A 24339-nucleotide genomic window follows, 5' to 3' on the forward strand; every position below is an offset into this window, starting at 1 on the left:
TAACGCCTTGGATGTTTCCAGGTTATTTAATCCTCCAGCGGAACGGGCTAACAATTTTACCGCCCGATTTATTTAAGCAATAGAACTAATAAATTCTTCAGTCATCATAGGGATCACTTAAGATTTGAGGCGGGGGTTGAAACCCCGGCCGGACTTGGATGTAAACAATATATAGATATCAAGGATGTCAGGAATTATGAACGTACCAACCATGAACAAGCAAATTATTTTCGTTGACTCCTCTGTACAAGATTATCAAAGCCTGATCCAAGGCATCGATCCCGCTCAAATTGTGATTTTAAATGAAAATTCCAGCGCGATCGACCAAATTACTAAAGCCTTGGCAGATCAAAAAGATATTGAAGCAGTTCATATAGTTTCTCACGGCAGCGAAGGCAGTTTAAAACTCGGTGCAGACGTACTCAATGACAATAACCTAGAAAATTTTAGCGCTCAGATAAAACAGTGGGGAAGTGCGCTGACAGCAAATGGGGATATTCTACTTTATGGATGCGATGTAGCAGCCGGAGAAGTTGGAGAAAACTTCGTAAAGCGCCTGAGTCAAATCACAGGGGCGGATGTGGCAGCATCTACCAACAAGACCGGTAATGCAGCATTAGGTGGCGACTGGGCTTTGGAGGTAAACACCGGCAACATTGAGACTCCCATAGCTTTTCAGACACAAGGATCACAGAAGTATGACGGGGTACTTGCCACCTTTACCGTGACGAACACCAACGACAGTGGGGCGGGGTCGTTGCGCGAGGCGATCGCCCAAGCCAACACCCAGACCGGTGCAGACACCATTGTTTTCGATCCCAGTGTATTTAACACCTCCCAAACCATCCGCCTCAATTCGCAACTAATCGTCGATGACAGTGTGAGCATTCAGGGGACTGGGCTGAACCTCGTAAAGATAAGTGGGGATGCCAATAATAATGGCATTAATGACAACGGTGATGTGCGCCTGTTCTTTGTTAACCAAGGCACAGTGAGTTTTAGCAACCTCACCCTGCATGGCGGACGCGGCAATGGTGGCAATGGTGCTGCTGGCGGTGGTGGTGGACTAGGGGCTGGTGGTGCATTATTTATCAATGGCAACGGAACTTCACTGCCCGCTCAAGTAACCATCAATAATGTTACCTTTACCCAGAACCAGGCAGTAGGCGGTCAAGGAGGCGCTTCTAATGGTTTGGGTGGTGGTGGCGGCTTCGGCGGAGCCGGTGGCTCAGGTGGCTACCAACCTGGTGGTGGGGGTGGTGGCGGCGGATTTAGTGACATTGGGACTAATGGCACCACTGGTGGGGGTACCGGTGGTGGCAGTAGCTTCTTTGGTAACAACGGCGGCACGGGCGGCACAACCAGCAATAGTGGAGTTGCTAGCAACGGAGGGTTCGGTGGGGGTGGCGGCGGTGGCCTCAGTGCTTTCAATGCTAATGGTACCAACGGCGGTCAAGGAGGTGACTTTGGTGGCGGCGGTGCCGGTGGTGCTAGCCAGTTTAGCGGTGTATCGGGTCAAGGCGGTTCTGGAGGATTCGGTGGGGGTGGTGGTAATGCGGGCGTTGCTGCTAACGGTTCTACCTACGGCCTTGGTGGTAATGGTGGCTTTGGTGGTGGTGGTGGTAGCGGGAATACCGGCGGTGGCTTAGGAGGCAGTTTCGGCGGCAATGGTTACGACGCTGGCGGTGGCGGCGGAGCTGGATTAGGCGGAGCCATTTTCCTTCGCAATGGTTCTCTGGTGCTAACGAATGCCACGTTTAATAACAACAGCGCCACTGGAGGTGCGGGCGGATTTAGCGCTCAGCCCGGTCAGGGTAAAAGCGGTGCTATTTTCGTGAACGCTGGTGCAACCGTAACAGCATCAGGAGTGACCTACAGTAGTAATTCTGCCACAAATGCCAGTACCACTGCTACTGATAATAGTAATACCTATGGAACGATTACCGTAGCTGACACCACAGCGCCGACAGCCGCCAGTTTCACCCCTGCAGACAACGCCACTAATATTGCAGTTGCTGCTGATTTAGTCGTCACCTTGAGTGAAGCCGTACAAAAAGGCATCGGCAATATTGTCATCAAGAAAGTCTCCGACAACTCAGTTGTAGAAACCATTGATGTCACCTCAGCTAACGTCACAGTTACTGGCAGTAGCGTCACCATTAATCCCACAGCAAATTTAGTTGAGGGTACAGATTACTACGTTGAAATTGCCGCTGGTGCAATTAAAGACTTAGCTGGTAACAATTATGCCGGTACTACAGGTGCAGCCACTTGGAATTTCAGCACCGTAGCTGACACCACACCACCGACAGCAGCCAGTTTCACCCCTGCAGACAACGCCACTAATATTGCAGTTGCTGCTGATTTAGTTGTCACCTTGAGTGAAGCCGTACAAAAAGGCACTGGCAATATTGTCATCAAGAAAGTCTCCGACAACTCAGTGGTGGAAACCATTGATGTCACCTCAGCTAACGTCACAGTTACTGGCAGTAGCGTCACCATTAATCCCACAGCAAATTTAGTTGAGGGTACAGATTACTACGTTGAAATTGCCGCTGGTGCAATTAAAGACTTAGCTGGTAACAATTATGCCGGTACTACAGGTGCTGCCACTTGGAATTTCAGCACCGTAGCTGACACCACACCACCGACAGCAGCCAGTTTCACCCCCGCAGACAACGCCACTAATATTGCAGTTGCTGCTGATTTAGTTGTCACCTTGAGTGAAGCCGTACAAAAAGGCACTGGCAATATTGTCATCAAGAAAGTCTCCGACAACTCAGTTGTTGAAACCATTGATGTCACATCAGCTAACGTCACCGTCAGTGGTTCTACTGTCACCATTAATCCTACCGCTGACCTCGCACCAAGTACCGAATACTATGTAGAAATTGCTAGCGGGGCGATTAAAGACTCGGCTGGTAACAATTATGCCGGGATTACAGGGCCAACCAGTTGGAACTTCACAACCCTCACCGCTTCCACGCTGCCGATTCCTCCCATCCCGCAATTAACCCAAAACGGTAGTGCTAATACCAATCATCAGGGACAGAGCTTCACAGCTTCTGAGAATGGAACAATTAGCGAGATTGCGGTTTATACCGGAGGTGCTTTTACTGGCAATTTATTGATTTACAACAGCAGTAATGGCAGCGGTGCTGGCGGGAACAAAGGTACTCCTACCTATCAACAGAGCATATCACTCCCATCGGGCATGGGTTGGAAAACAGTTAAATTAGACACTCCTTATTCGGCTACCAGTGGGCAAACCTACTCCGTTATTTTTGAGGGAACAGGTACATTCTCTTTCTCGAATACCAACCCTTATGGGGGTGGGAACTATATCTTCAACTACGGCAATGCCAATGCCTCTAATGATTTAGCTTTCTTCATTAACCCGCCGGAAATTGATCTCAAAGGCAATGGTACTTCCATCGCCAATCAAGATATTACACCCACGACAATTGATGGCACTGCTTTTGCTGATACCCCAGTTGGTAGCCCGCTAGTTCGCACCTTTAGCATTGAAAATTTGGGTTCTAGTAATTTGACGTTATCGGGTACGCCTGTAGTCACCATTACAGGGGCCAATGCCAGTGATTTTACCGTCAAGACATTACCAGCCAACACTATTAGTGCCAGTCAAGCTACCCCATTTGAAATTACTTTCCAACCTTCGGCTATCGGCACTCGCACCGCACGAATTAATATTTCCAGCAACGATCTCGACGAATCTACTTATACCTTTACCATTCAAGGTAACGGCCTTGATGGTACAGCGCCCACAGCCAGCAGTTTCACCCCAGCCGATAACGCCACCAGTGTTGCAGTTGCTGCTGATTTAGTCGTCACATTGAGTGAAGCCGTACAAAAAGGCATCGGCAATATTGTCATCAAGAAAGTCTCCGACAACTCAGTTGTAGAAACCATTGATGTTACTTCCACAAATGTCACGGTTAGCGGTAGTACAGTCACCGTTAATCCCACGGCAGATTTAGCTGCCGGTACTGATTACTACGTTGAAATTGCTGCCGGTGCGATTAAAAACTTAGGAGGCAACAATTATGCCGGTACTACAGGCGCAACTGCTTGGAATTTCAGCACTGCGGCTGCCGTTGATACCACAGCCCCGACAGCCACTTTCACCCCCGCAGATAACGCTACTGCTGTCGCCGTCGGTGCGGATCTAGTCGTCACCTTGAGTGAAGCTGTTGCCAAAGGTACAGGCAACATTGTCATCAAGAAAGTCTCCGACAACTCAGTTGTAGAAACCATTGATGTTACCTCAACAAATGTCACCGTTAGCGGTAGTACCGTCACCGTTAATCCCACAGCAGATTTAGCGCCTGGTACTGATTACTACGTTGAAATTGCTGCTGGTGCAATTAAAGACTTAGCGGGCAACAATTATGCCGGTACTACAGGGGCAACTGCTTGGAATTTCACCACTGCTGTCGCCGCTGATACCACAGCCCCCACAGCCACTTTTACCCCCGCAGACAATGCCACCAGTGTTGCAGTTGCTGCTGATTTAGTCGTCACCTTGAGTGAAGCCGTACAAAAAGGCATCGGCAATATTGTCATCAAGAAAGTCTCCGACAACTCAGTTGTAGAAACCATTGATGTTACCTCAACAAATGTCACGGTTAGCGGTAGTACAGTCACAGTTAATCCCACAGCAGATTTAGCGCCCGGTACTGGTTACTACGTTGAAATTGCCAGCGGTGCAATTAAAGATTTAGCTGGTAATAATTATGCCGGTACTACAGGTGCAACTGCTTGGAATTTCACCACTGCTGTCGCCGCTGATACTAAGGTTTTTTCCATTGTAGAAACTGGATTGACCAAGCTGGATGAAATTCTTAAAAAAGAACAGGAAAGTATTAAGCTTCCCATCATCGGCCCCTTCCAGAACCTCAATCAAGATTTTATTGGTAGCTTCAAAAATGGCCTGGTTAATGCGCTCAAAACAGGTAGTGATTTAACGGCAGAGCAGTTACAAACAAACCTGCGGAGTTCTCTAGGAACTAACTTCAACATTAGGGTTCAAAAGAATACGACTAACGAGGAAAGCACCTGGGATATTGCAGTAGGCCGGAAATATCAACTCGGTACAGTTAACGTCCTCAAAGATATAGGAATGCCTGCCCTTGGCTTTAACGCCGATGGTAATGGGAATGCCAACCTCGATTATCAGTTAAACTTCAGCCTGGGTAACAGCAAAACTTTTGGCAACTATATCGATACGACCAAAACGAATCTGACGACTAACCTGGGGTTTGGTCTAAATGACTCGTTCAAGACTTCTGCAAAACTAGGATTTTTCCCAGCCACCCTCAACGAAAATACCACCGAAGGCAAGCGCACTAAAATTGGGGGCACATATCAGCTCAAGCTGAATGACTTAGATAATCTGGGAGGTATCAATGATGGCGATCGCCTGACCGAGGCAGAACTCAATAGTTCCTACAACCCGCAAAACTTATCACAGTCTACATTCTCCACCAGTGGGGATCTGAGCCTGAAAGGCCGGACAAATGTGGTCAGCAAAGCATTCCCCAACTTGGTCTTCGAGATGAAGTTCGGGTTTCCAAAAGCTGATTACGTCAACGGTAAATCCGTCAGTTCTGCTAGCATACCCAATGTTGAGGTCAATAATGCAAAACTGGATTTTGGCGAATTTATAACCGGCATTGCCCAACCTGTTTTCACTAAGGTTGACCAGGTTCTTAAACCCTTTCGGCCAGTTATTGATTTCCTGAATGCGGACACGCAGATATTTTCCAAAATCGGGCTGGAGAATTTGTTTAAGGATATAGATGGCAACCGGAAGCGGGTCAGTGTCATCGAAATGGTATCTACCCTTTCCAGTTTGTCAGGCCGACCAATATCCACTGGCTTCATAGAAACAATCGTCAAGTTAGACCGGGTGACTAAGCTGGTTAACGATTCCATCAAAAACAATGAGACTATTTTGATGGATCTCGGCTCTTTTAAACTAGATAATTACAACCCGTTAAAACGGATAGAAGAGTTCGAGAAAACATCTCCGCAGGCTAAAGCTATCGTTGAAATAGGCAAGGAAGAGCTTAAGAAAAAAAATCCGAAAGCTGCTGCACTTCTGACAGCGTTAGAGGTGGTTGATGGACTGGACGTGCCAATTATCACTAAGCCAGAAACAGCCATCCAGCTACTTTTAGGCAAACCAGATGTCCCAATTGTGACCCTGAATTTGGACAATCTGGATTTGGATGTGCCGATAAATATTACAAAGCCTCTGCCTCCTTTCCCACCGGTGAGTGTAGGCTTTGAAGGAAACTTGAAAGCAAAGGCTGACCTAAAATTTGGCTATGACACCTACGGACTGCAACAGTGGAAAGGAACGAACTACGCCTCGGATAAAATCCAATTGTTAAGAGATGGCTTTTATGTCAGCGATCGCAAGAACGCTGACGGAACTGGCCAAGACGTTCCCGAACTGACAATCTCCGCAAATATCGCTGCCAAAGCTGGCCCAGATATTAAGGTAGCCGATTTTTACATCCTGGGCGGAATCAAGGGAAATGTCAACGTCGATTTGCGAGATGCTGGAGAGCGAGAAGGTAGAAGCGATGGGAAATTGCGGGCTTCCGAGATAGATACTGTCCTCAACACCGCCCAACCTTGGAATATCATCAATTCAGTTTCCGGCACAATTAATGGTTCGTTGGATATTCGAGCCACAGCAGGTATTGGGCCGTTAAAGAAAACCCTGTACCAGAACAACCTGGCAACTTTCCCACTGGCAAAATTTGGTTGGGAAACTGGAAACTCTACCACTCCCCAAGGGACATCAAAATCTCCCAGCTTGTTCGATGTGTTTGTTCCCTTTCCAGTTCTGCCAAAATCCTTTACAGTTAGAGGAATTGCTGAGGCTACGGGCAAGACCTATTTGAATTTCAATCCGGCTTACCGCGCTTTAAACTTAGCTGTTGCTATAACAGATAACCCTGTTATCAAAAAGATTTTGCCGGCTCCCATATTAGAACCGATCAATAAGTTAGCTAACACTGGCAGAAACGTTGTGGGTTCAGTGCTGACTCTACCCTTCAACATGATTAGCCAAGGTCCTAAAGCGGCTATTAAGGATACCGTTCAGAGCTTTAGCAGTGGTGTGAAGCCAGTCGTCAAGGCAGGCAAAGCTGTCGGTAAATTCTTTGGAAAGCTGTTTAACAGTGAAGTGACTGGGGGTGAGGTTTTCTTTGATGGCAACTTTAATGGAATTCTAGATCCCGACGAACCCTTTACGATTACTAACGCTGACGGTACCTATGATTTAGATATTTTTGTCCCTAATTTCGATACCAACCAAAGCGGTTTCCTAGACCCGGAAGAGGGCCGGGTGGTGGGAATTGGTGGCATCAATACTGCCACGAATTTGCCTCTGGAAACGCCCCTGTTTGCTTCTGAAGGTACGACCATCACTCCGCTTACGACCTTGGTCAGCGAGTTAGAGCGCAAAGGAATGGATGCAGAAGAGGCTCAAGCCAAGGTGCAGGCGGCTTTGGGAATTCCGGCAGATGTTGACTTGGGCAATTACGATGCGATCGAAGCGATGCGGGACAATGAACTTACTGGGTTAATTATCTACAGCCCGCACGTTCAGGTTCAAGTTGCAATTGTCTTGGTGACCAATTTATTTGCCAGTGCTTCCAATCTTTCTAAAGTGGAGATTGCCACAAAAGTCATCGGAGAGCTATCTAAGGTTGTAGAGCCGGGAACTCCTGTAAACTTGAGCGATCCGGCTCTGTTGCAGAAGTTGATTGAGTCAGTTGCCCAAAGCGTGCAAAAGCCAGAAGTTGCCAGTCTAGCAGGCAATGTGGCAAAAATCATTGCTGCTGGCAATCAGCGCATCAGCGATATTGCAGCCAGTAATATCTCGATCGCAGAGGCGGCGCTTCGCCTCGCTCAAGTGGAAAAGGCGATGTTAGCTGAGGTGGCTAAAGACCTCCAGCAAGTGGGGGCTGGTACGAAGAACATTGAGGAGGCGCTTGCTGAAAACACGGGCGCTGCTTTTGACAAGATGATTGCAGAGGCGAATGTTGAAAGCCCCCTGACTGTCAAAAACGTACAATATGGCTCGGAGGACTCTACCGAAACCGGCACTGACACTGGCACCACACCCGTCACACCAACACCGATCGCCCCGACCCCATCAGAAACAGCCTCGGAAACACCGACAACATCGGAAACAGCGTCGGAAACACCGACACCATCGGAAACAGCAACTCCCACGCCAACAACTAATAACCTCTCAGACGATGAGTGCATCTGCGACCAAATTACCTATCCCAACTTAAACCGACCCAACTCAGTTGAAAACACCATACTCGACGCATCCGACATTCAAATAGGCACTGCCCAAAACGATGAATTACTAGGTAGCGATGCTGCCAACATATTCGAGGGCAAATCCGGGGATGACAACTTATACGGTGGTGCCGATAATGACATTATTAATGGCAACCAAGGCAATGACTTCATCGCCGGAGGCAAAGATGAAGATACTCTCTACGGAGATGAAGGAAGCGACATCGTTCTTGGCGAGTCGGGTAACGACTTAATCTTCGGAGGCAAAGGCAATGACTTCTTACATGGCCGCGAAGGTATTGACATCATTTATGGCAACAAAGATGATGACTTCATCGATGGTGGTAAGGATAATGACACCTTATATGGAGGCAAAGGTAACGACATCCTGCTTGGCAGTCAAGGTGATGACAATCTGTTTGGACAACAGGGAAATGATACAATCTGCGGCGGTGAAGGTAATGACTTAATCAACGGTGATGAAGGAGCAGATATCCTGGGAGGGTGTGCCGGAAATGATACTCTTTTCGGAGGCGCAGACAACGATACTCTCACTGGTGGCAAAGGCAACGATCTCCTGGATGGAGGCATGGGAAATGATAGTTTGATTGGCGGTAGCGGCAACGATATCTTTGCCTTAACAACTGGTGAAGGATTTGATATTATCGCTGATTTTACTCTGGGTCAAGATTTGATTGGATTAAGCGGTGGGTTGAGTTTTGGTCAGTTAGAAATAACTCAAAATACTCAGGGAACTATTATTAAGAATCTCTTGACAGGGGAGCAGTTAGGTGTGATGGTTGGAGTGAGTGCCAATGCGATAACATCGGCTAATTTCATGCTGGTTTAAGGAAAGGAAAAAAGCGCGATCGCCCTTCGGTACAAAAAGACCAAAAAAGGCGATCGCACTTAAACCCAAATCAACAATTGATACAGCGTATTCCAGGTTTAGGAAGTGTAGGATACGGCAATGCCCATAGGTGTCAACTTAAGTACAACCCATAGTCCGGCAAGGGTTGAAACCCCTGCCTCAAAGCGAAAGTCCTCTCAAGAGGACTCAGAAGAAGAATTTTTAAACTCATCAGTCCTCTTTCAGAGGACTTTAGCTATTAGACAGGGAATTCATTCCCTGGCGGACTGGCGGACTGGCGAGAGGACTGGCGGACTCACAGCTTAAGTTGACACTCCTTGGGCTCTTGGAGTGTCCCTACCGGGATTTATCTGGGGGTGTACTTCATAAATGTGAAATCTGCTGTATCACATCTTCCGCTGAAATTCCTCAAGCACATCCATCAACTGAACTTGACACTGCATCGGAATCAAATCGGCAAGCGGCACTTCCCGCTTGCCGCCGCCCAACTTGACTGGAATTCCTTGCAAAACTTGTCCAACTTTGTCAGCATCTAAATCGCCATCTTCCAGCATCGAATAAAGTTGTTGGGCAACAACTGTATGCAGGTGGGCATCATTGAGATACAAATGCCATTTGGCAATGTCAATGTAGACATTTTCGCCGATTTCGGCTGCTAAAGATTCGATCGCCTGTGTAGTATTAGCCATATCAAAAAAGCACAAAGTTATTTGTTATCAATCAAAAGACTTAACAAATCGCCGCCAACTGCCTTCAGCCAGAATCTTTGGTGAGGGGCGAATAATCGGCGATCGCAAAATGGTAAATCGCGTGGGCCAAAACTACTAGAGCCCATCCACCCGTTACCGAAATTGCCCAAGGCCAATCAGCCTTTTGCAAATTGTGAACAAACCACAACCCAGAATTGGTAGCAGAAAAAAGACCGACGTGGATAGCAAAATTCATCCTGTCATCTAAGCGACGGTACTCTGGATCATTGCGATCGGGTTTGCGAGGCCAACGAGGAGGCATAGTTTTTCACTTGATAGTAGTTCAGTGCCTATTTTAATCATAAGTGCAGCTTTTTGAATGCTGCATCCCTCTTTCGGCTGGAAACTTATACCATTTTTCTAAAGATGTGCTATGGATGAAGTCTTAGCCCCCCTTAATAAGGGGGGGTTGGGGGGGTAATATCTAGCGCTACTTTATGAAATTGGTATTATGCCTCTACATTATTTTCATAGTCTCCAGACTTGCCACCACTTTTACTCACCAGGCGAATTGACTCAATGGCGATCGACTTTTCCAATCCTTTCGCCATATCATACAAAGTCAGCGCCGCCACCGAAACCGCCGTCAGCGCCTCCATTTCCACCCCTGTTTCCGCCTTAATTTTCACCGTCGCCCGAATTTGATACCCCGGCAACCCAGCATCCGGCATCACCTGCACCTCCACGCTACTCAGCGGCAGAGGGTGACACAGAGGAATCAAATGTGCAGTCTGTTTCGCCGCCATAATTCCAGCCAGCCTTGCAGTGCCCAACACATCACCTTTCGGCGCATTTCCCGCTTCAATCGCCGCAAACGTCTCCGGCAGCATCCGCACCCGGCCAGCCGCCACAGCTTGCCGAACAGTCGGCACCTTCGCCGAAACGTCCACCATTTGGGCTTCCCCGCTGTTGTTGAGGTGAGTTAGCTGTGTGCGATCGGGCAATTTAGAAAAAGTTTGCGAAAGGTCTTGCATTTTTTTGGTAATGGTGTTACTGTTAGATTCTGTGAGAAAAGAACTTAATCAATTTTAGATTAAATCTTAACTCAACAGGGGCTTGTAGCTTAGTTGGATAGAGTGCATGGCTACGAACCATGAGGTCGGGGGTTCGAATCCCTCCAAGCCCATTTAAAAACGTTATAAGCTGTGAGTTCTGAGTTCTGAGTTTTGAGTTTTGAATTAAGAAATTAATTCAACTCACGATTTAAAACTCAGAACTTTTTTAATCTTTGTGGAACAGGCATCTTGCCTGTTTTTCAGAATGCTGCGCGGGAACAAAAACCCGGTTTCTGCCTCAATATCTGTCGCATAGATTCACGATTTTTGGGAGAAACCGGGTTTTTTGGTAAGTCCCATGATTGCCTCTTCCTTCTTGCTTCTGTAATATCATCGATTCAAAGCATAAACATCTTTGCCTCGACCGATCGCAAACTTCATCGAATTAGACAAGCCCTTGCTAGACTGAGTAATAAAAATCAGCAAAGCCAAGCCAGCGAGGCCAGCAGCAAAACCAAACATATTTCTGTAGCCAACTTGTTCAGCCACAAAGCCTAAAGTCGGCCCAGCAATCGCAATGCCTAAATCAAATCCGCCAATACAAAGCGAAAACAACCGGCCCCTTTCATGAGGTTCGCACCTGTCCGACATCAGCGCTACCATCATCGGCAAAACCGTACCGCCCGCGCAACCTTCAACCAAAGCTGCTATTAAAAAAGCACTGGTGTTGTTAGCAAAATACAACAATAACATAGATACGGCATAACAGATTAAGCCGCCAGAAATAAACAAGCCGCGGCCGTATTTGTCCGAAGCCCGTCCCGTGACTAACCGCATACCGAAACTGGCGATAGCTGCCGTAGAATAAAATAATCCCGGATTGAAATTAGCCTTGGTTTCTTGGATAAACAAAGGCATAAAAGTGCTCAAAGTTCCGAATACCAAACCAACCACCAATAACACTAAAGCCGGAATCCGCACTCTCGGATTCCAGAGCATTTTCCAGTATTTTTGGCTATTTTTGTCCTCCGATAGCGAGTCCGATTTTGTTAAATCGGCAAAATTAGGTTCCGCAATTTGGCAGGTAAAAAATACACTTATTGCAGCGAAAACTGCCGACATCGCAAACAAAGGAGTATAACCAACCCCAGCTTGCACAAATCCGCCAATAGCCGGGCCAAATGCTAGACCAATAGGACTTACCAAACTCATGTTACCGATTAATTCGCCCCGCTTTCCTGGTGGCGACAAATCTGTTACCAAAGCGCTGTAAGCTGTGGTAAAAGCGGCGATGCTAATACCGTGAAAAGCGCGAAGAAGTAACAGTAAGGGGATAGATTGAGCTAACAGGTAGCCCAAAGGGGCGATCGCAGCAACTGACGCACCTAGAAGCAAAACTTGTTTTCGCCCCCTGCTGTCGGCTATTTTGCCCAATTGTGGCCTCGATAGCAAAAGTCCGATCGCAAATGCACCCATCACAAAGCCAATTTGCTGTTTTGTGCCGCCCACAAATTGAACGTACAGCGGCAAAGTTGGCAGTAGCGAAGCCAAACTCGACCAGAATAGCAGCCCTGCGGTGAATAAAATCAGTAAGCTGCGTCTGGGTTGGGGATCGATTTCCCTAAAAATATTCAAGATGCGAATTCCCTTTAAATCTTATGAGTGCACTCAAAGTAAGTTCGAGTGTCTCTATCATTGTGTTACAAATTCTTAAGATTTGCCCCAAAAAAGTTGATATTCGACTCACTGTCAACTGTCAACTGTCAACTGTCAACTGTCAACTGTCAAAAAAGAGCATTCTTACCAATCAACCTCAGCCCTTTCCTCCACCACCCGTTCATAAACCCACTGGGTTTCTATCGCCAACTTCGGCCAACTAAACCGGCGTTCCAAATCTTGATAAGCATTGTCAACCAACCACTGCGCGTAACCCGGATTTTTCAAAACCTCCAAAATTCCCCAGGCCAAAGAATCCCGATTGTTTGCCTCAGTAACAACGCCAGTTTTAGTGTGCAGCACCACCTCTGGAAGTCCGCCCGCATCCGAAACCACCACAGGCACTCTTGCAGCAAAGCTTTCTAACGCTACAATCCCAAAAGGTTCGTAAAGACTGGGAAAAACCGCGCAGTCAGCCACCGTCTGAAATTTGTCGAGATGTTCCTCAAACATGAACCCAGTAAAATAACACTTATTCCAAATTCCTAAATGCCAAGCTAACTGTTTTAGATGGTCTGTATTGCCGCCGCCAACAATTACTATTTTCGCTTTCCCCCCCATTTCCCAAATTACTTTAGGTGCTGCATTTAGAAATACAGAAATACCTTTTTCGTAGCTAATTCTTCCTACATAATAAACTATTTTTTCGTCGTCTGCAGCAAACTGACGACGGAAGTTCATCGCGTCAAATTCGTGCCATCGGGGCTTTTTATCTGGTCTAATTCCGTTGTAAATTACCTCTATTTTGTTCCACGGAGTCGCTAGTACCCGTTCGGCTTCCCGCCGCATATAATCACTGCAAACAATTACCCGCCAAGAATTGTAAGCGAGGTCGTTTTCCTTGGCGTTAATGTAGCGCTGCCCTTCATTGTGGATGCCGTTGAAGCGCCCGTATTCGGTGGCGTGGATGGTGGTAATTAGCGGTACTTTAAAGGTATGCTTGAGGGCGATCGCCGCATCTCCCACTAGCCAATCGTGAGCGTGGATGATATCAAAGGGGCCTTCCTCAAGCATCAGTTTCCCGCCTTGGTAGCCCATGCTTTGGTTAAGGTTCGCCACCCAGTGAAAAAAGTCCCTAGCGTGCCCCACCACCACCCGATGCACACGTATTCCTTCCACCACTTCGTACATCGGCGCGTGGCCGAACTCTACTGTAATTAAGTGAATTTCGTGTCCCAGCTTCACCAATTCTGGATATAGTTCTGATACGTGGCGGGCTATACCGCCTACGATTCTGGGAGGAAACTCCCATGCCAATACCAAAATTTTCATCTTTCTTCCTCCAAATTTTTTATATAACTTAATGTTTAGGATTAACAGATTTATTGTATAATTATCACCCTTAAATTTAAGTTGAGCGCAAGTTGATGCCGAATGCCTGACTTTTGGCAGCAACAAAGACAGAAAATCATGGCTAAACCTGGTTTTTGCAGGAAATTGCTCGATCGCCATTACCTGAAAAAAACAGGTTTCCTCAAGATTTGAGCCACTGAGGGCAGCAATGGCGATCGCGCCTACCCGCTTACTGTTTCTTCAAAATCGGCTCCAATTCGCGCCGAAAACGAGTCCAAGCAGCAACTGATGCAGAATTAGAAACAGCACCCTGACGCATCAAAATCGCGCCGTCTTCAAAGCCAACAATGCCGTACTCTCCAGATTTGGACATTCGATCGATCGCCGGTACGATCTCCCGCAACTGTCCCCGTTCCGCGCGAAACGCAGCCTGATACTGCTGCAACTGCCACAAATCGGCAATTACATATTGCATCTTCACTGCCTTCCCCGCATCATTGCGGAGTTCCAACATCGGAAACCTGAGAATTTCCCGCCTGCTTGACAAAATCGGCACAATAGTATTCGTCGCTGCCACGCTAGCATCCGCAGGAATTTGAGCCAATAGCGGCCGCACTTGCAAAACGTGCTGCCATTGTCTGACGAGAGGAACCTGCACCCAAGGATCGATCGCATCGGGCAAAATCCAAGAAAAAGTCCGATTTGGGTTAGAAGTGAAGGTAAAAAATAGCGACAAACAGATGCAAAACGCCCAAAAGCGGCGAAACTTTGAAGAAGAAGGGAGAGGAAATAAAGCAGAAGGAAAACGCAAAAACATTCTTTCCTCTCTCACCATTCTATCTTCTTCCTTTTGACGCTGGGCCCACCACAGAATCGCCCCATAAAAAAGCCCTGGAACCACAGTCATCGCATAGCGAATATTAATCGCCAGCACCGACTCTCCTTTTGCTAAAAATAGCTTCAGCAGCGGAAATCCAGCTATCATCCAAGACGCAGGTGCGAAAGCTGGCACTAAAGCTAATGGCAACCACTGGCCAAGCAGGTACCTAATCTTACCAAAAAACGGCGTAAATAACTGAGCTACCAACCGTCCGGGATTACTCACCATTCCCCAAATAATTTCTAGAGTAGAAGCTTCATCTCCCTCGGCATATTGACCGAAGCGCTCCATCATAAACCGCTGGGATATATCAGCAGAAAACAAAGGCATAATCAGATTGGTCAGGACGATCATATAACCAAAACTGAGTATGCAGACAGCCAAACCAGTCCGAGGGTAGCGCCGGCTCAAAATCAGGTAAACTCCGACGCCAAATAACACAACTCCCCCATCTTCTCGCACGGCCAAAATTAAAGTTGCCAGAATCCCAAACAATGGCCACCAGCGCTTCTCCATCGCCAGCAGCAAGCCAAAGACATACAGCGGAATTTGACAAACATCGTGAAAATTGCCCATAGTCGGGCCGATGACCGCGTTAGCGCAGTAATAGCTCACAACAATTGTCGCCGACAGCCGGGGTTCCAGATAGTGTCTGGCGAGAGCATAGAGCACTCCTCCAGCCGCCGTAATTAAAGTCACCTGCAACACCGTCAAAGTGACGGGAGAGGGAAACAGAGAGTAAATTGGCAGCCACAGCATTAGCGCCGGGGTGAAATGCTGACCCAACCGGTAGTAAGATACCTCCGGAAGCTGGTTTTGGTGAACCACATTAGTGGACAAAGCCGAAGAGAGGGAACTCTCAAACAAGTGACCCCGAGTGCCGTTCCAAAAAAGTTGATTGAAAATTCCTTGGTCGTAAGTAGCGTAAAAGCTGTAGTAGCGGTGCAGCGTCAGCAACAGGCACAGCACAAAAAAGGCGACCGCCACTTGAACCACCACCCGCAGCGACTCATTTTTCTTCCATCTCAAAAATATCATCTGCCCGCCTGTAATGAAATTATCGGACAATAGCATAAATCTAAAGTAAGTATTAAATTAAAGTAGAAGTGAAATAACTCGGCTCGGCAATGCTCAATTATTTTCACCCGATCGAAAAGCTCAACAGCGTCCATCCAACACTCGGCACCAGCGGCACTGACTGTTCTCCCGAACAGCCGGTAAATCCCGCACCGCTTTTACAGCTTTTGCTGTTCGTAGACAAGCGTCCCTCTTCCAGGGAACAGACCAGACACATCCGCAAGTCCCTAAAGGATTTGAAGGCAGAGTGCGACTTTGAGCTTCAAATCATCGACGTAGGAGAACAGCCCGATTTAGCCGAACACTTTAAACTTGTAGCCACTCCCTCGCTGCTCAAAATTCATCCCGATCCGCGACAAACTCTCGCCGGCAGCAATTTAATCGCCCAACTCGAACACTGGTGGCCCCGCTGGAAGCGTTCTGTAGACGAATACACACCTGGGCAGCAGTCGGCCGCAGCTATTGCGGAAACCCTGACTGACGCAAAACCCATCTATTCCGTTGCTTGCGCGGCCGAACTCGTGCAGCTTTCTGATGAAGTTTTTCGCCTCAAACAGGAAAAAGAACACTTGCAAGAGCAGTTGCAGTTGAAAGACCGGATTATTGCGATGCTAGCCCACGACTTGCGTAATCCCTTGACTGCCGCATCTTTGGCTTTGGAGACTTTGGAGTCAAGTCAGAAGGTGAAAGAGGGGGAAAAGTCGCGTTTGACACCGAGTCTGGCGGCTCATTTGATGAAACAAGCCCGCCGCCAAATCCGAATTGTCGATCGTATGATTACAGATATCCTGCAAGCAGCCCGGGGTACAAACGCTCAACTCCACATTGAACCAAAAAGAATCGAACTGGGGGCGATTTGTCAAGATGTAATCTTGCAGTTTCAAGACAAATTTCAGGCGAAAAGTCTGAACTTAGAAACAGACATTCCCGCAGATTTGCCCTTGGTTTATGCCGATCCCGATCGCATCAAACAAGTCATAGTCAACCTGCTTGACAACGCCAGCAAGTACACCCCAGACCAAGGAACGGTTAATCTGTCCATTCTCCACCGCACCGCTTACAAAGTTCAAGTCAGCATTTGCAACAGCGGGCCGGGAATTCCTGAAGAAGATTGCGCGAGCATTTTTGAAGACAGCTTTCGGTTGCAGCGAGATAAATCAAAAGACGGTTACGGCATTGGGCTGTCTCTGTGTCAAGGCATCATCCGCGCGCACTACGGTCAAATTTGGGTAGACTCCGTACCCGATAGAGGCAGTTGTTTTCACTTTACTCTGCCCGTCCAAAAATAAAAGTTAGCTGTCATTTGTCAGTTGTTCAGTAGCAACCGAATTTTATATTACAGCTCAAATTTTCCGCAGTGCAGCAATAATCTGTGCGTTTGCCTTGGGAAAAGTAAATTGGTCAATTTCGTCGAGTGTCACCCAGCGAATTTCATCGCATTCGATCGTTTGCGGTTCCCCGCTGACGTAGCGGCAGTGGTGGACGTATAGTCTAACTGTAAATTTAGTGTAGTCGTGGTCAATCGTAATCAGGCGATCGCCAACTTCTACGACAATCCCCAACTCCTCCATAATTTCCCGTTTTATGCAAGCTTCGATGGTTTCCCCAGGCTCTATTTTTCCGCCCGGAAACTCCCAGAAACCCCCGTGTAGTCCATGTTGTCGGCGCTTGTCAATCAAAATTTGTTGGCGATCGTTCCAGATTGCAGCAACGCCGATAACTTTGTGGGCAACAGGAGGAAGAGACATATTAATTAGGAATGGGGAATGGGGAATGGGGAATTGGGAATGTAAGAATAATATCAATAATTATTCAATTATTTAATCTAAAATCAACCCTCTAAAATCAACCCTCTAAAATCTAAAATCTAAAATCTAAAATCTAAAATATTAAGCCCCCATCTTGCGAGGGGGGGCTTGACACTTGGATCACTTAAATGTTAAGAATCTACTAATCGTCCGAGCCATGTCTCTCACTGGCTTGTATGGACTTTTCAAAAGTCATTCGCTGTTCGGCATTTTTGAGAAAATAACCGCTAATCATAGCCGAGGCGAGCAATCTACCCAAATGTTCGCGACTGGTAGTCACTGTCACCCCGAAGTGTTCCGAAGGCAAATTCCCCAATAGTCCAACAATATTTCGCTCCATTACTTGAAACACTTCGTGAGAAGTCGGCTTAGACAACTGAGAAACTGTGTCGGGAGCCATTGACTGCACGTATTGCCATAATAAGTTGGCATTTTCTCCGTCTTCTTCAAAGAATTCTGGGGATTTATTAGATGAGTTGCTCACGAGTACCTCCGTTTCAGACACAGCTTGTTATGTTAGACGCGGGCGGTTAAATTAAATAACCCTTATCTGATCGCTGCTGATCTTTATTACTAAGTAATTACTAATGTAGCAGGACAATCATAGCAACCAAGTGGGCACAACCGAATTAAAAGCGGCGGTTTTTACGATTTTAGATTGGGGATTGCAAGGGGGAGACCCCGATCGCCAATCCCCAATCTACCTAGCTGGCTAGATAATCGTTGATATCTTGCTTGCGCTTGCGGAGTTTGGTCAAAGCTTCCCGTTCTATTTGCCGCACTCGTTCCCGACTGATGTTGAGACGATCGCCTATTTTTGCCAAAGTTAGGGTTTGCCCGTCTTCTAAACCGAACCGCAAGGCGAGCACTTCTCGCTGTTGCTGAGTCAGTTCCGCCATTAGCTGGTCTAAGTCAGTCCGCAGGGAAGATTGCAGGGCAAAATCTTCCGGGGTAGTACCCGTATCTTCCAATAAATCGCCCAACTCTGTATCTTGATTGTCTCCCACGCGCAAGTCCAGGGAAAGTGGCAGGCGCGCCCGATCGAGATATTCGCGAATCTGTTTGGGAGTCAATTCTAACTCGGATGCCAATTCAGCAGCCGTGGCCGCGCGACCAAGCTGTTGAGCAAGTTGGCGCTGAGCTTTTTTAATTTTGTTGAGCTTTTCGGTGATGTGGATCGGTAAGCGGATGGTGCGGCCTTTTTCGGCGATCGCCCGAGTAATTGCCTGACGAATCCACCAATAAGCATAAGTAGAAAATCTGTAGCCCTTAGTCGGGTCAAATTTTTCTACTCCCCGCTGCATCCCGATCGTGCCTTCCTGAATAAGATCCAGTAAATCTACGTTGCGCTTGATATATTTCTTGGCAACAGACACTACCAGGCGGAGATTGGCTTCCACCATTTGGCGCTTTGCCCTTTCCCCGTGTTCGATCGTCCGCTGCAACTGTGCCTCAGACAGCCCAACTGCCTGTGCCCATTCAGCCGCCGTCGGGTCGCGGCCTAACTCTTCGGCTAAAATATTTTTCTCCTGATGCAGTGCGGTTGAGCGCTGTACCTGTTTCCCGTAGAGTATTTCTTGCTCGTGGGTCAACAAGGGAACGCGGCCGATTTCCCGCAAGTAAGCGCGAACAGAATCTGTATCTGAGGACTTAAGAGTTTTCATGAGCTTTTCCCGCTGAGGATCTGTGCCTCTAAAGGTTTGCGGTAGTCGCAAACCCCTAGCTTTAGCTGGGAAGGAAAGCGGGCGGGGACTTGCGCTTTCCTTCCATTTAAAGAGGCTTAATTTTATGGTAGCTAGCTACTACTCCCAGTCAGCACCGTCTCAGGTTAGGTTTTGGTTGGGGCGAGCACAATACTACGTTATGTTAAGAATCTTAACATTTGTGAGAGCACTTGGCTACACTTCTTCATATTTATTTCATGCCAGCCTGAACTGTTGATACGAGAGTACCCGCTTTCCTGGCTTTACAGTGTGCATCAATATAAACAAAAGCCGCCACATCTCAGAGGGGGAGATTGGTAGAGGGGCAGGGCTGTTTCATTATCTTGTAGGGGCAGCCCCCCGTGGCGGCCCTGAATATGAAGTTACAGGTATTGATGAACCCGCCCCAACAGATAATGACTAATGAGTCATGACTAATAACTAATGACCGAAAACATCCAGGAGACAAGCCCCCGGATTCATCCGTCCAGAAATAAAAAACCTGTATCGGATAAACTGGCCCCCGAATTTATCCGTGGGCTCAATGCTTCAATCTAAAATCTAAAATCTAAAATCTAAAATCGACTGACTTCTTTGCCGTTGAGCTTCGTACAAGATGAGGGCTGCGGCGATCGACACATTTAAAGATTCTACGCCGCGACTCAGGGGAATTTGGATTTGTCGATCGGCCAAACTCCTCAATTCTTCCGACAAACCAGAGCCTTCGTTGCCCAAAACTATCAGAGTCGGCACTCGCAAATCTACTTCCCAATAACTTAAACTTGCCCCGGCGACGGTTGCTAAAATTTGCATTCCTCGATTTTTATACCCGGAGACTTCGGCGGTTAAATCTGGAGTGACTGCCATTGGCAGCTTAAACCAAGCTCCTGCGGAGGCGCGCAGCACTTTGGGATGGTCTAAATCGGCGCACTCAGCGCTCAGCAGCAAACCGTCGGCATTAGCAGCCGCAGCCGTGCGGACGATCGCCCCCAAGTTGCCGGGATCTTGGATTGTTTCTAGGGCTATTCCTAAAGTTGACAATTTTGCGGGCTCTGTTGCGGTGCGGGGTGCGGTGGCGACAATGCCGTCGGGTTGGACTGTAGTGGCGATCGACTCTAACACCTTTGCACTTACTAATTCGGTGCGATCGGCTAAATTACCAACTTCCTCCCAAAGTTCCCCGTGTTCCTCCAGCCATTCGGGAGTGCAGCAAACAGTTGCTAGCGGGTATTTAGCAGCGCAAGCTTCTTCGAGCAAGTGCGTCCCTTCGAGTAAAAATAATTGTTGTTCCCTGCGTCCCTTCGAGCTGTGGAGCTTGCGGATTTCTTTAACTAGGGGGTTTTGAATACTTGTCAGCATTGTTTAATTCAGCAGAGCGAATGGGGTTATTGCCTGTATCGGGTTAACCCCAAACTTCCTTCTGCCTTTGGAATGCGGAACCCGGGACTTGAACCCGGAAGGCTTGCACCACATGAACCTGAATCATGCGCGTCTACCAATTCCGCCAGTTCCGCATCGGTCACGAATTACTACTCTGCCATACCTCCGCGAATCTGTCAAGTGTTTTGGGGAATTTATTTTTTTTGTGGGCTGCGAGTAATAGGGAGAACTTTGAGATTCCCCCTATCCACCCTGGTTAATTAAGGGGGCTAGGGGGATCTCCAAATTAATATTACACCTTTTTTGCCGCCTTTTTCTTCCACCACAAACCCATTCCAGCAGCCAGCAACGTACCAACAGCAGTCATCGGTTCCGGCACAGGTTCATACTCATAAATTGCACTAACTGTAGTGTTAGTCGCAACCTTACCATCGAAACTTCCCCTAACAGGATTCCCCTGAATTTGAGTAAAACCCGTTGTCACCAAACCTGCGATAAAAGTATCTCCATCGCATCCACTTAACGCACTCAGAGACTGCTGGGAATCATAACTCTTTGACACCGTACCCGAAGCCGAACCGCTAACACTTCCTGTAGCGCCATTAGCAATCCTCGTTTCCGGTGGACTTGCTAACACACTCAAAGTCAAATTAGGGTCAACTTTTAACAGCGGAATATTCACAGCAATATTTGCATTACTCGCCGCCGTCCCCATAAAATCTCCAGTCAAAGGAGTAATGCTAACAGTGTTATTAACAGTAGATTTAACTGTAACATAAGCCCTTAATAGCGTTCCTAACAGCGAATTAAATTTAGGCAAAACCACATTAGTGCTACTATTTAATGGCTGGGAACCCAGATCCACAGTATAAGTTTGAGTAAGAGTAGCAGCTTGTACAGAAAAACATTGACTAACAACTGCCAAACTTAAACTTCCGCCAACAATTCCCAACTTTTGATAAACATTCATTGCAGTAAACCCCTAAAATAATCAATTTGCATTTCGTGGCACGGGCGTCCCGCCTGTGATAAATCTGCGGTTAAAAACTCCAAACCCGCAAAACCAAATTACCCAGCAATGACGCTAGATAACTCAAAACCCAAACAGTATAAAGTATACTCAAAGGCGCGTAAGCCGCCAAAACCCATTGCGTTTCTGCTGTTTCCTCAATCTCCTCCCTCCGCAACAAGTCTACATAAAAATCAAACGACCTTTGTCGCAGATTGTTAATGCCAGTTGCTGCTACTAACCAATAATAACCGTCGAATCTATTCAACGGATTTAAATTAATTGCAACTGTCAGCAAGGCGGCTACCATCAACAAATAACTAATTTGATGCCAAACCGGATTGGACTGAGATAACAGCCACATCCAAACAGCCCATGCCCAAATTGTTACTTGGATTAATACTCCGGCGGCTACTACTAAAACCCGCTGTTTCCGCCGGACTAAACTGTATTGGTCGGTTGTATCTGTGTAACATCCAGGGATGAAACACATAAACAATAATCCAATTTCTTTAACAATACCGCCGTAGTGTTTTAGCGTGAAAGCGTGACCGAGTTCGTGCAAAGCTATTACCAGCATTGTCAGCAATACAAATTTGAAAATATTCTCATTTTTTCCCGCTATCCACAACTGCTGATGTGAGGCTGCGACTTCGGCAGAGGAAGCCAACCACACAGCTACAGAGGAAGCGATGAAAGCGCACAGAAAAAAGCCAAATTCCCATGTCCAAATCCAGCGGAATTTGTCGATGTGCCGCGATAGCCAAACATCGGGATTGACTAGGGGAATTGTGAAGGATAGCAGGTTAAATTTGGCTTTCGGTGGCTTGGTTCCTTCTAGCATTCCTGCTTGTGCTAAGTCTCTTAAGAGATTTTGCACGTCTTCTAAATCCAGGTCGTATTCAGCGAGAATATTAGTTAGTGGTTGTTGACTTAGTTGCAAAATTACCTGTTTGTCAAAGTCGTCAACTTGAATACAGGTAATGTCTTCGGGATTGCGAAGTATCCAATAACCGTCGGGATGAGGTATCCACTGTACGGCTGATTTTAGTTGCATGGTAGATTGTCACTTTGGCTGACAAAGTTTCGATTTAATTGAATAGGAGTTACTCGTTTTTAGGCGGAGATTCTGATCCCCCCTAGCCCCCCTTAATAAGCAGGGTGGATTAATTGTCCCCAAGTAAATTATAATAGTCGAGCGCGATCGGATGATCGTCCGCTCGCGCTCGACTATCCTAAGCCGTGCATCAACAATGAATTTAATTGAAGCAATTAAATCAGTACCTGACCACCGACATCCGAGGGGGATTAGGCATCCCTTATGGCTGATACTCATGATAATTTTATTGGGCAGTTGTACGGGATATTGGGGATATAAGCCCTTAGCTGAATTTACGAAAAATCATCGCTCTACTCTGATAAAACTCTTTCACCTCCCACCAGATATTCGTTTTCCATGCGACTCAACTTTTAGAAACATCATTCTCTCATTAGATTTTGAGGTAATTGCCGTCCTTTTTAATATATGGGCAGGGGAAACATTATCGATAGCACCAGGAGAATTGATGGCAATTGATGGTAAAAGTATCAAAAGCACAAGTGTTGGCGGTAATAGTTCTTACCAAAATTTTGTGAGTCTAGTTTCTGCATACAGTCACGATCACGGCTGGGTAGTCCGACATAAAGTTATGGAGAATCAGCAGCGAAGTGAAATCGAAGTTGTTGAAGAACTCGTGCAACAACTTGCGGGTTCTCAAGTAGTAATTACTGCCGATGCACTGCACATGCAAAAAAAAACTGTTCAGTTAATTATTGATGGAGGTAATGACTACATAATTACCATCAAAAAAAATCAATCTAGTTTGTTTAAAGTGGCTCAAAAATTAGTCGCATCTGTGGGCGCGATCGATTCAGCTCAAACCTCAGAACGCTTGCATGGCCGCACCACAACTCGCTCTACGACAATTTATCCCGTATCTACTCAGTTATTACCAGCGTGGGCGGGTGTCAAACATATAATTGCTATCAAAAGAACTGGCAGTAGGTGGTCAGGCAAAAAAAGTCGTCGTCGGTTAGTTGATTTCCCTGAAACGCATTATTATTTAAGTAGTAAGGATTGGTCGGCAAGCCAATTTGCGTCGGCAATTCGAGGACATTGGTTAATAGAGAATCGGCTGCATTGGGTTAAAGATGTGACGTTAAATGAGGATAACTGCATCCATCGAGGTGGCAATGCACCTGCCAACTGGGCAATGGTCAGACAATTTTTACTATCTCTAGCTTGGATGCTCGGTACAAATACACTTCCTGAAGCTTTGAGATTTATGGCCAATCAACTTGAATATGTTAGCGAATTACTTTTCGGTTTATCTCATCAAGACAAACCAATTAAATCTGGCGCGTGCTCGTCAGCAAATAGCCTAACCCCACTGGTTTACTCTTTTGACAATTAATCCACCCTGCCTAACCCCCCTTAAGAAGGGGGGGACAAGATGTTAATAGAAATTAT

At 46.9% G+C, this 24339-nt stretch carries 15 protein-coding genes and 2 tRNA genes; 4 read left to right on the forward strand and 13 right to left on the reverse strand.

The window, feature by feature from the left end; genetic code table 11:
* Nucleotides 1-196: 196 nt before the first annotated feature.
* Nucleotides 197-9199, forward strand: a complete 9003-nt coding sequence (locus tag QUB39_RS18035; protein WP_333485122.1) for an Ig-like domain-containing protein — start codon at nt 197-199, stop codon at nt 9197-9199.
* A 407-nt stretch (nt 9200-9606) separates the two neighbouring features.
* Here the strand turns inward: QUB39_RS18035 and QUB39_RS18040 are convergent, their stop codons facing one another.
* The 3 genes from QUB39_RS18040 to moaC form a co-directional block, all read right to left on the reverse strand.
* Complete coding sequence (locus QUB39_RS18040; RefSeq protein WP_333057367.1) at nt 9607-9909, reverse strand: DUF3181 family protein; 303 nt, start codon at nt 9907-9909, stop codon at nt 9607-9609.
* Nucleotides 9910-9973: 64 nt separating this feature from the next.
* Nucleotides 9974-10231: a 2TM domain-containing protein gene (locus tag QUB39_RS18045; protein WP_006633890.1), complete on the reverse strand. Its 258-nt coding sequence runs from the start codon at nt 10229-10231 to the stop codon at nt 9974-9976.
* Nucleotides 10232-10418: 187 nt separating this feature from the next.
* The gene (moaC, locus tag QUB39_RS18050; protein ID WP_333212248.1) at nt 10419-10943 is read right to left on the reverse strand and encodes a cyclic pyranopterin monophosphate synthase MoaC; all 525 of its coding nucleotides are present in this window, start codon (nt 10941-10943) and stop codon (nt 10419-10421) included.
* Nucleotides 10944-11021: 78 nt separating this feature from the next.
* Here moaC and QUB39_RS18055 point away from each other — a divergent pair.
* A tRNA-Arg gene (locus QUB39_RS18055) sits at nt 11022-11095 on the forward strand.
* A 259-nt stretch (nt 11096-11354) separates the two neighbouring features.
* On the opposite strand, the gene QUB39_RS18060 is transcribed toward QUB39_RS18055, so the two are convergent.
* From QUB39_RS18060 to QUB39_RS18070, 3 genes are all read right to left on the reverse strand, one after another.
* Entirely contained in the window at nt 11355-12599 is a 1245-nt protein-coding gene (locus QUB39_RS18060; RefSeq protein WP_333232224.1) for an MFS transporter, read from the reverse strand.
* Nucleotides 12600-12764: 165 nt separating this feature from the next.
* Complete coding sequence (locus tag QUB39_RS18065; RefSeq protein WP_333057362.1) at nt 12765-13952, reverse strand: glycosyltransferase family 4 protein; 1188 nt, start codon at nt 13950-13952, stop codon at nt 12765-12767.
* Nucleotides 13953-14202: 250 nt separating this feature from the next.
* Nucleotides 14203-15891: a DUF2079 domain-containing protein gene (locus QUB39_RS18070; RefSeq protein WP_333395765.1), complete on the reverse strand. Its 1689-nt coding sequence runs from the start codon at nt 15889-15891 to the stop codon at nt 14203-14205.
* Between the two features lie 89 nt (nt 15892-15980).
* Between QUB39_RS18070 and QUB39_RS18075 the strand changes: the two genes are divergently transcribed.
* Nucleotides 15981-17219 (forward strand): histidine kinase, encoded by a 1239-nt coding sequence (locus tag QUB39_RS18075; RefSeq protein ID WP_333212244.1) that lies wholly within the window; start codon nt 15981-15983, stop codon nt 17217-17219.
* Nucleotides 17220-17273: 54 nt separating this feature from the next.
* Here the strand turns inward: QUB39_RS18075 and mutT are convergent, their stop codons facing one another.
* The 7 genes from mutT to QUB39_RS18110 form a co-directional block, all read right to left on the reverse strand.
* Nucleotides 17274-17678, reverse strand: a complete 405-nt coding sequence (gene mutT / locus QUB39_RS18080; protein WP_333057357.1) for an 8-oxo-dGTP diphosphatase MutT — start codon at nt 17676-17678, stop codon at nt 17274-17276.
* A 202-nt stretch (nt 17679-17880) separates the two neighbouring features.
* Nucleotides 17881-18222, reverse strand: a complete 342-nt coding sequence (locus tag QUB39_RS18085) for a DUF760 domain-containing protein (protein ID WP_172187001.1) — start codon at nt 18220-18222, stop codon at nt 17881-17883.
* 220 nt (nt 18223-18442) lie between these two features.
* Nucleotides 18443-19402 (reverse strand): RNA polymerase sigma factor, RpoD/SigA family, encoded by a 960-nt coding sequence (locus QUB39_RS18090; protein ID WP_333057356.1) that lies wholly within the window; start codon nt 19400-19402, stop codon nt 18443-18445.
* A gap of 600 nt (nt 19403-20002) precedes the next feature.
* Nucleotides 20003-20800, reverse strand: a complete 798-nt coding sequence (locus QUB39_RS18095; RefSeq protein WP_333212241.1) for an RNA methyltransferase — start codon at nt 20798-20800, stop codon at nt 20003-20005.
* A gap of 73 nt (nt 20801-20873) precedes the next feature.
* Nucleotides 20874-20955 (reverse strand) — tRNA-Leu (locus QUB39_RS18100).
* Between the two features lie 158 nt (nt 20956-21113).
* Nucleotides 21114-21791, reverse strand: a complete 678-nt coding sequence (locus tag QUB39_RS18105; RefSeq protein ID WP_333057354.1) for a PEP-CTERM sorting domain-containing protein — start codon at nt 21789-21791, stop codon at nt 21114-21116.
* Between the two features lie 70 nt (nt 21792-21861).
* The gene (locus QUB39_RS18110; RefSeq protein WP_333057353.1) at nt 21862-22887 is read right to left on the reverse strand and encodes a site-2 protease family protein; all 1026 of its coding nucleotides are present in this window, start codon (nt 22885-22887) and stop codon (nt 21862-21864) included.
* Nucleotides 22888-23083: 196 nt separating this feature from the next.
* Here QUB39_RS18110 and QUB39_RS18115 point away from each other — a divergent pair, with 196 nt between their 5' ends.
* Nucleotides 23084-24283 carry an ISAs1 family transposase gene (locus tag QUB39_RS18115; protein ID WP_333485123.1) on the forward strand — a complete coding sequence of 400 codons (1200 nt, stop codon included), beginning with the start codon at nt 23084-23086 and terminating at the stop codon, nt 24281-24283.
* Nucleotides 24284-24339 lie beyond the last annotated feature (56 nt).

Origin of the sequence: Microcoleus sp. AT8-B5, from assembly GCF_036705565.1 — a bacterium.
In the GTDB taxonomy this organism is placed as follows: Bacteria; Cyanobacteriota; Cyanobacteriia; order Cyanobacteriales; family Microcoleaceae; genus Microcoleus.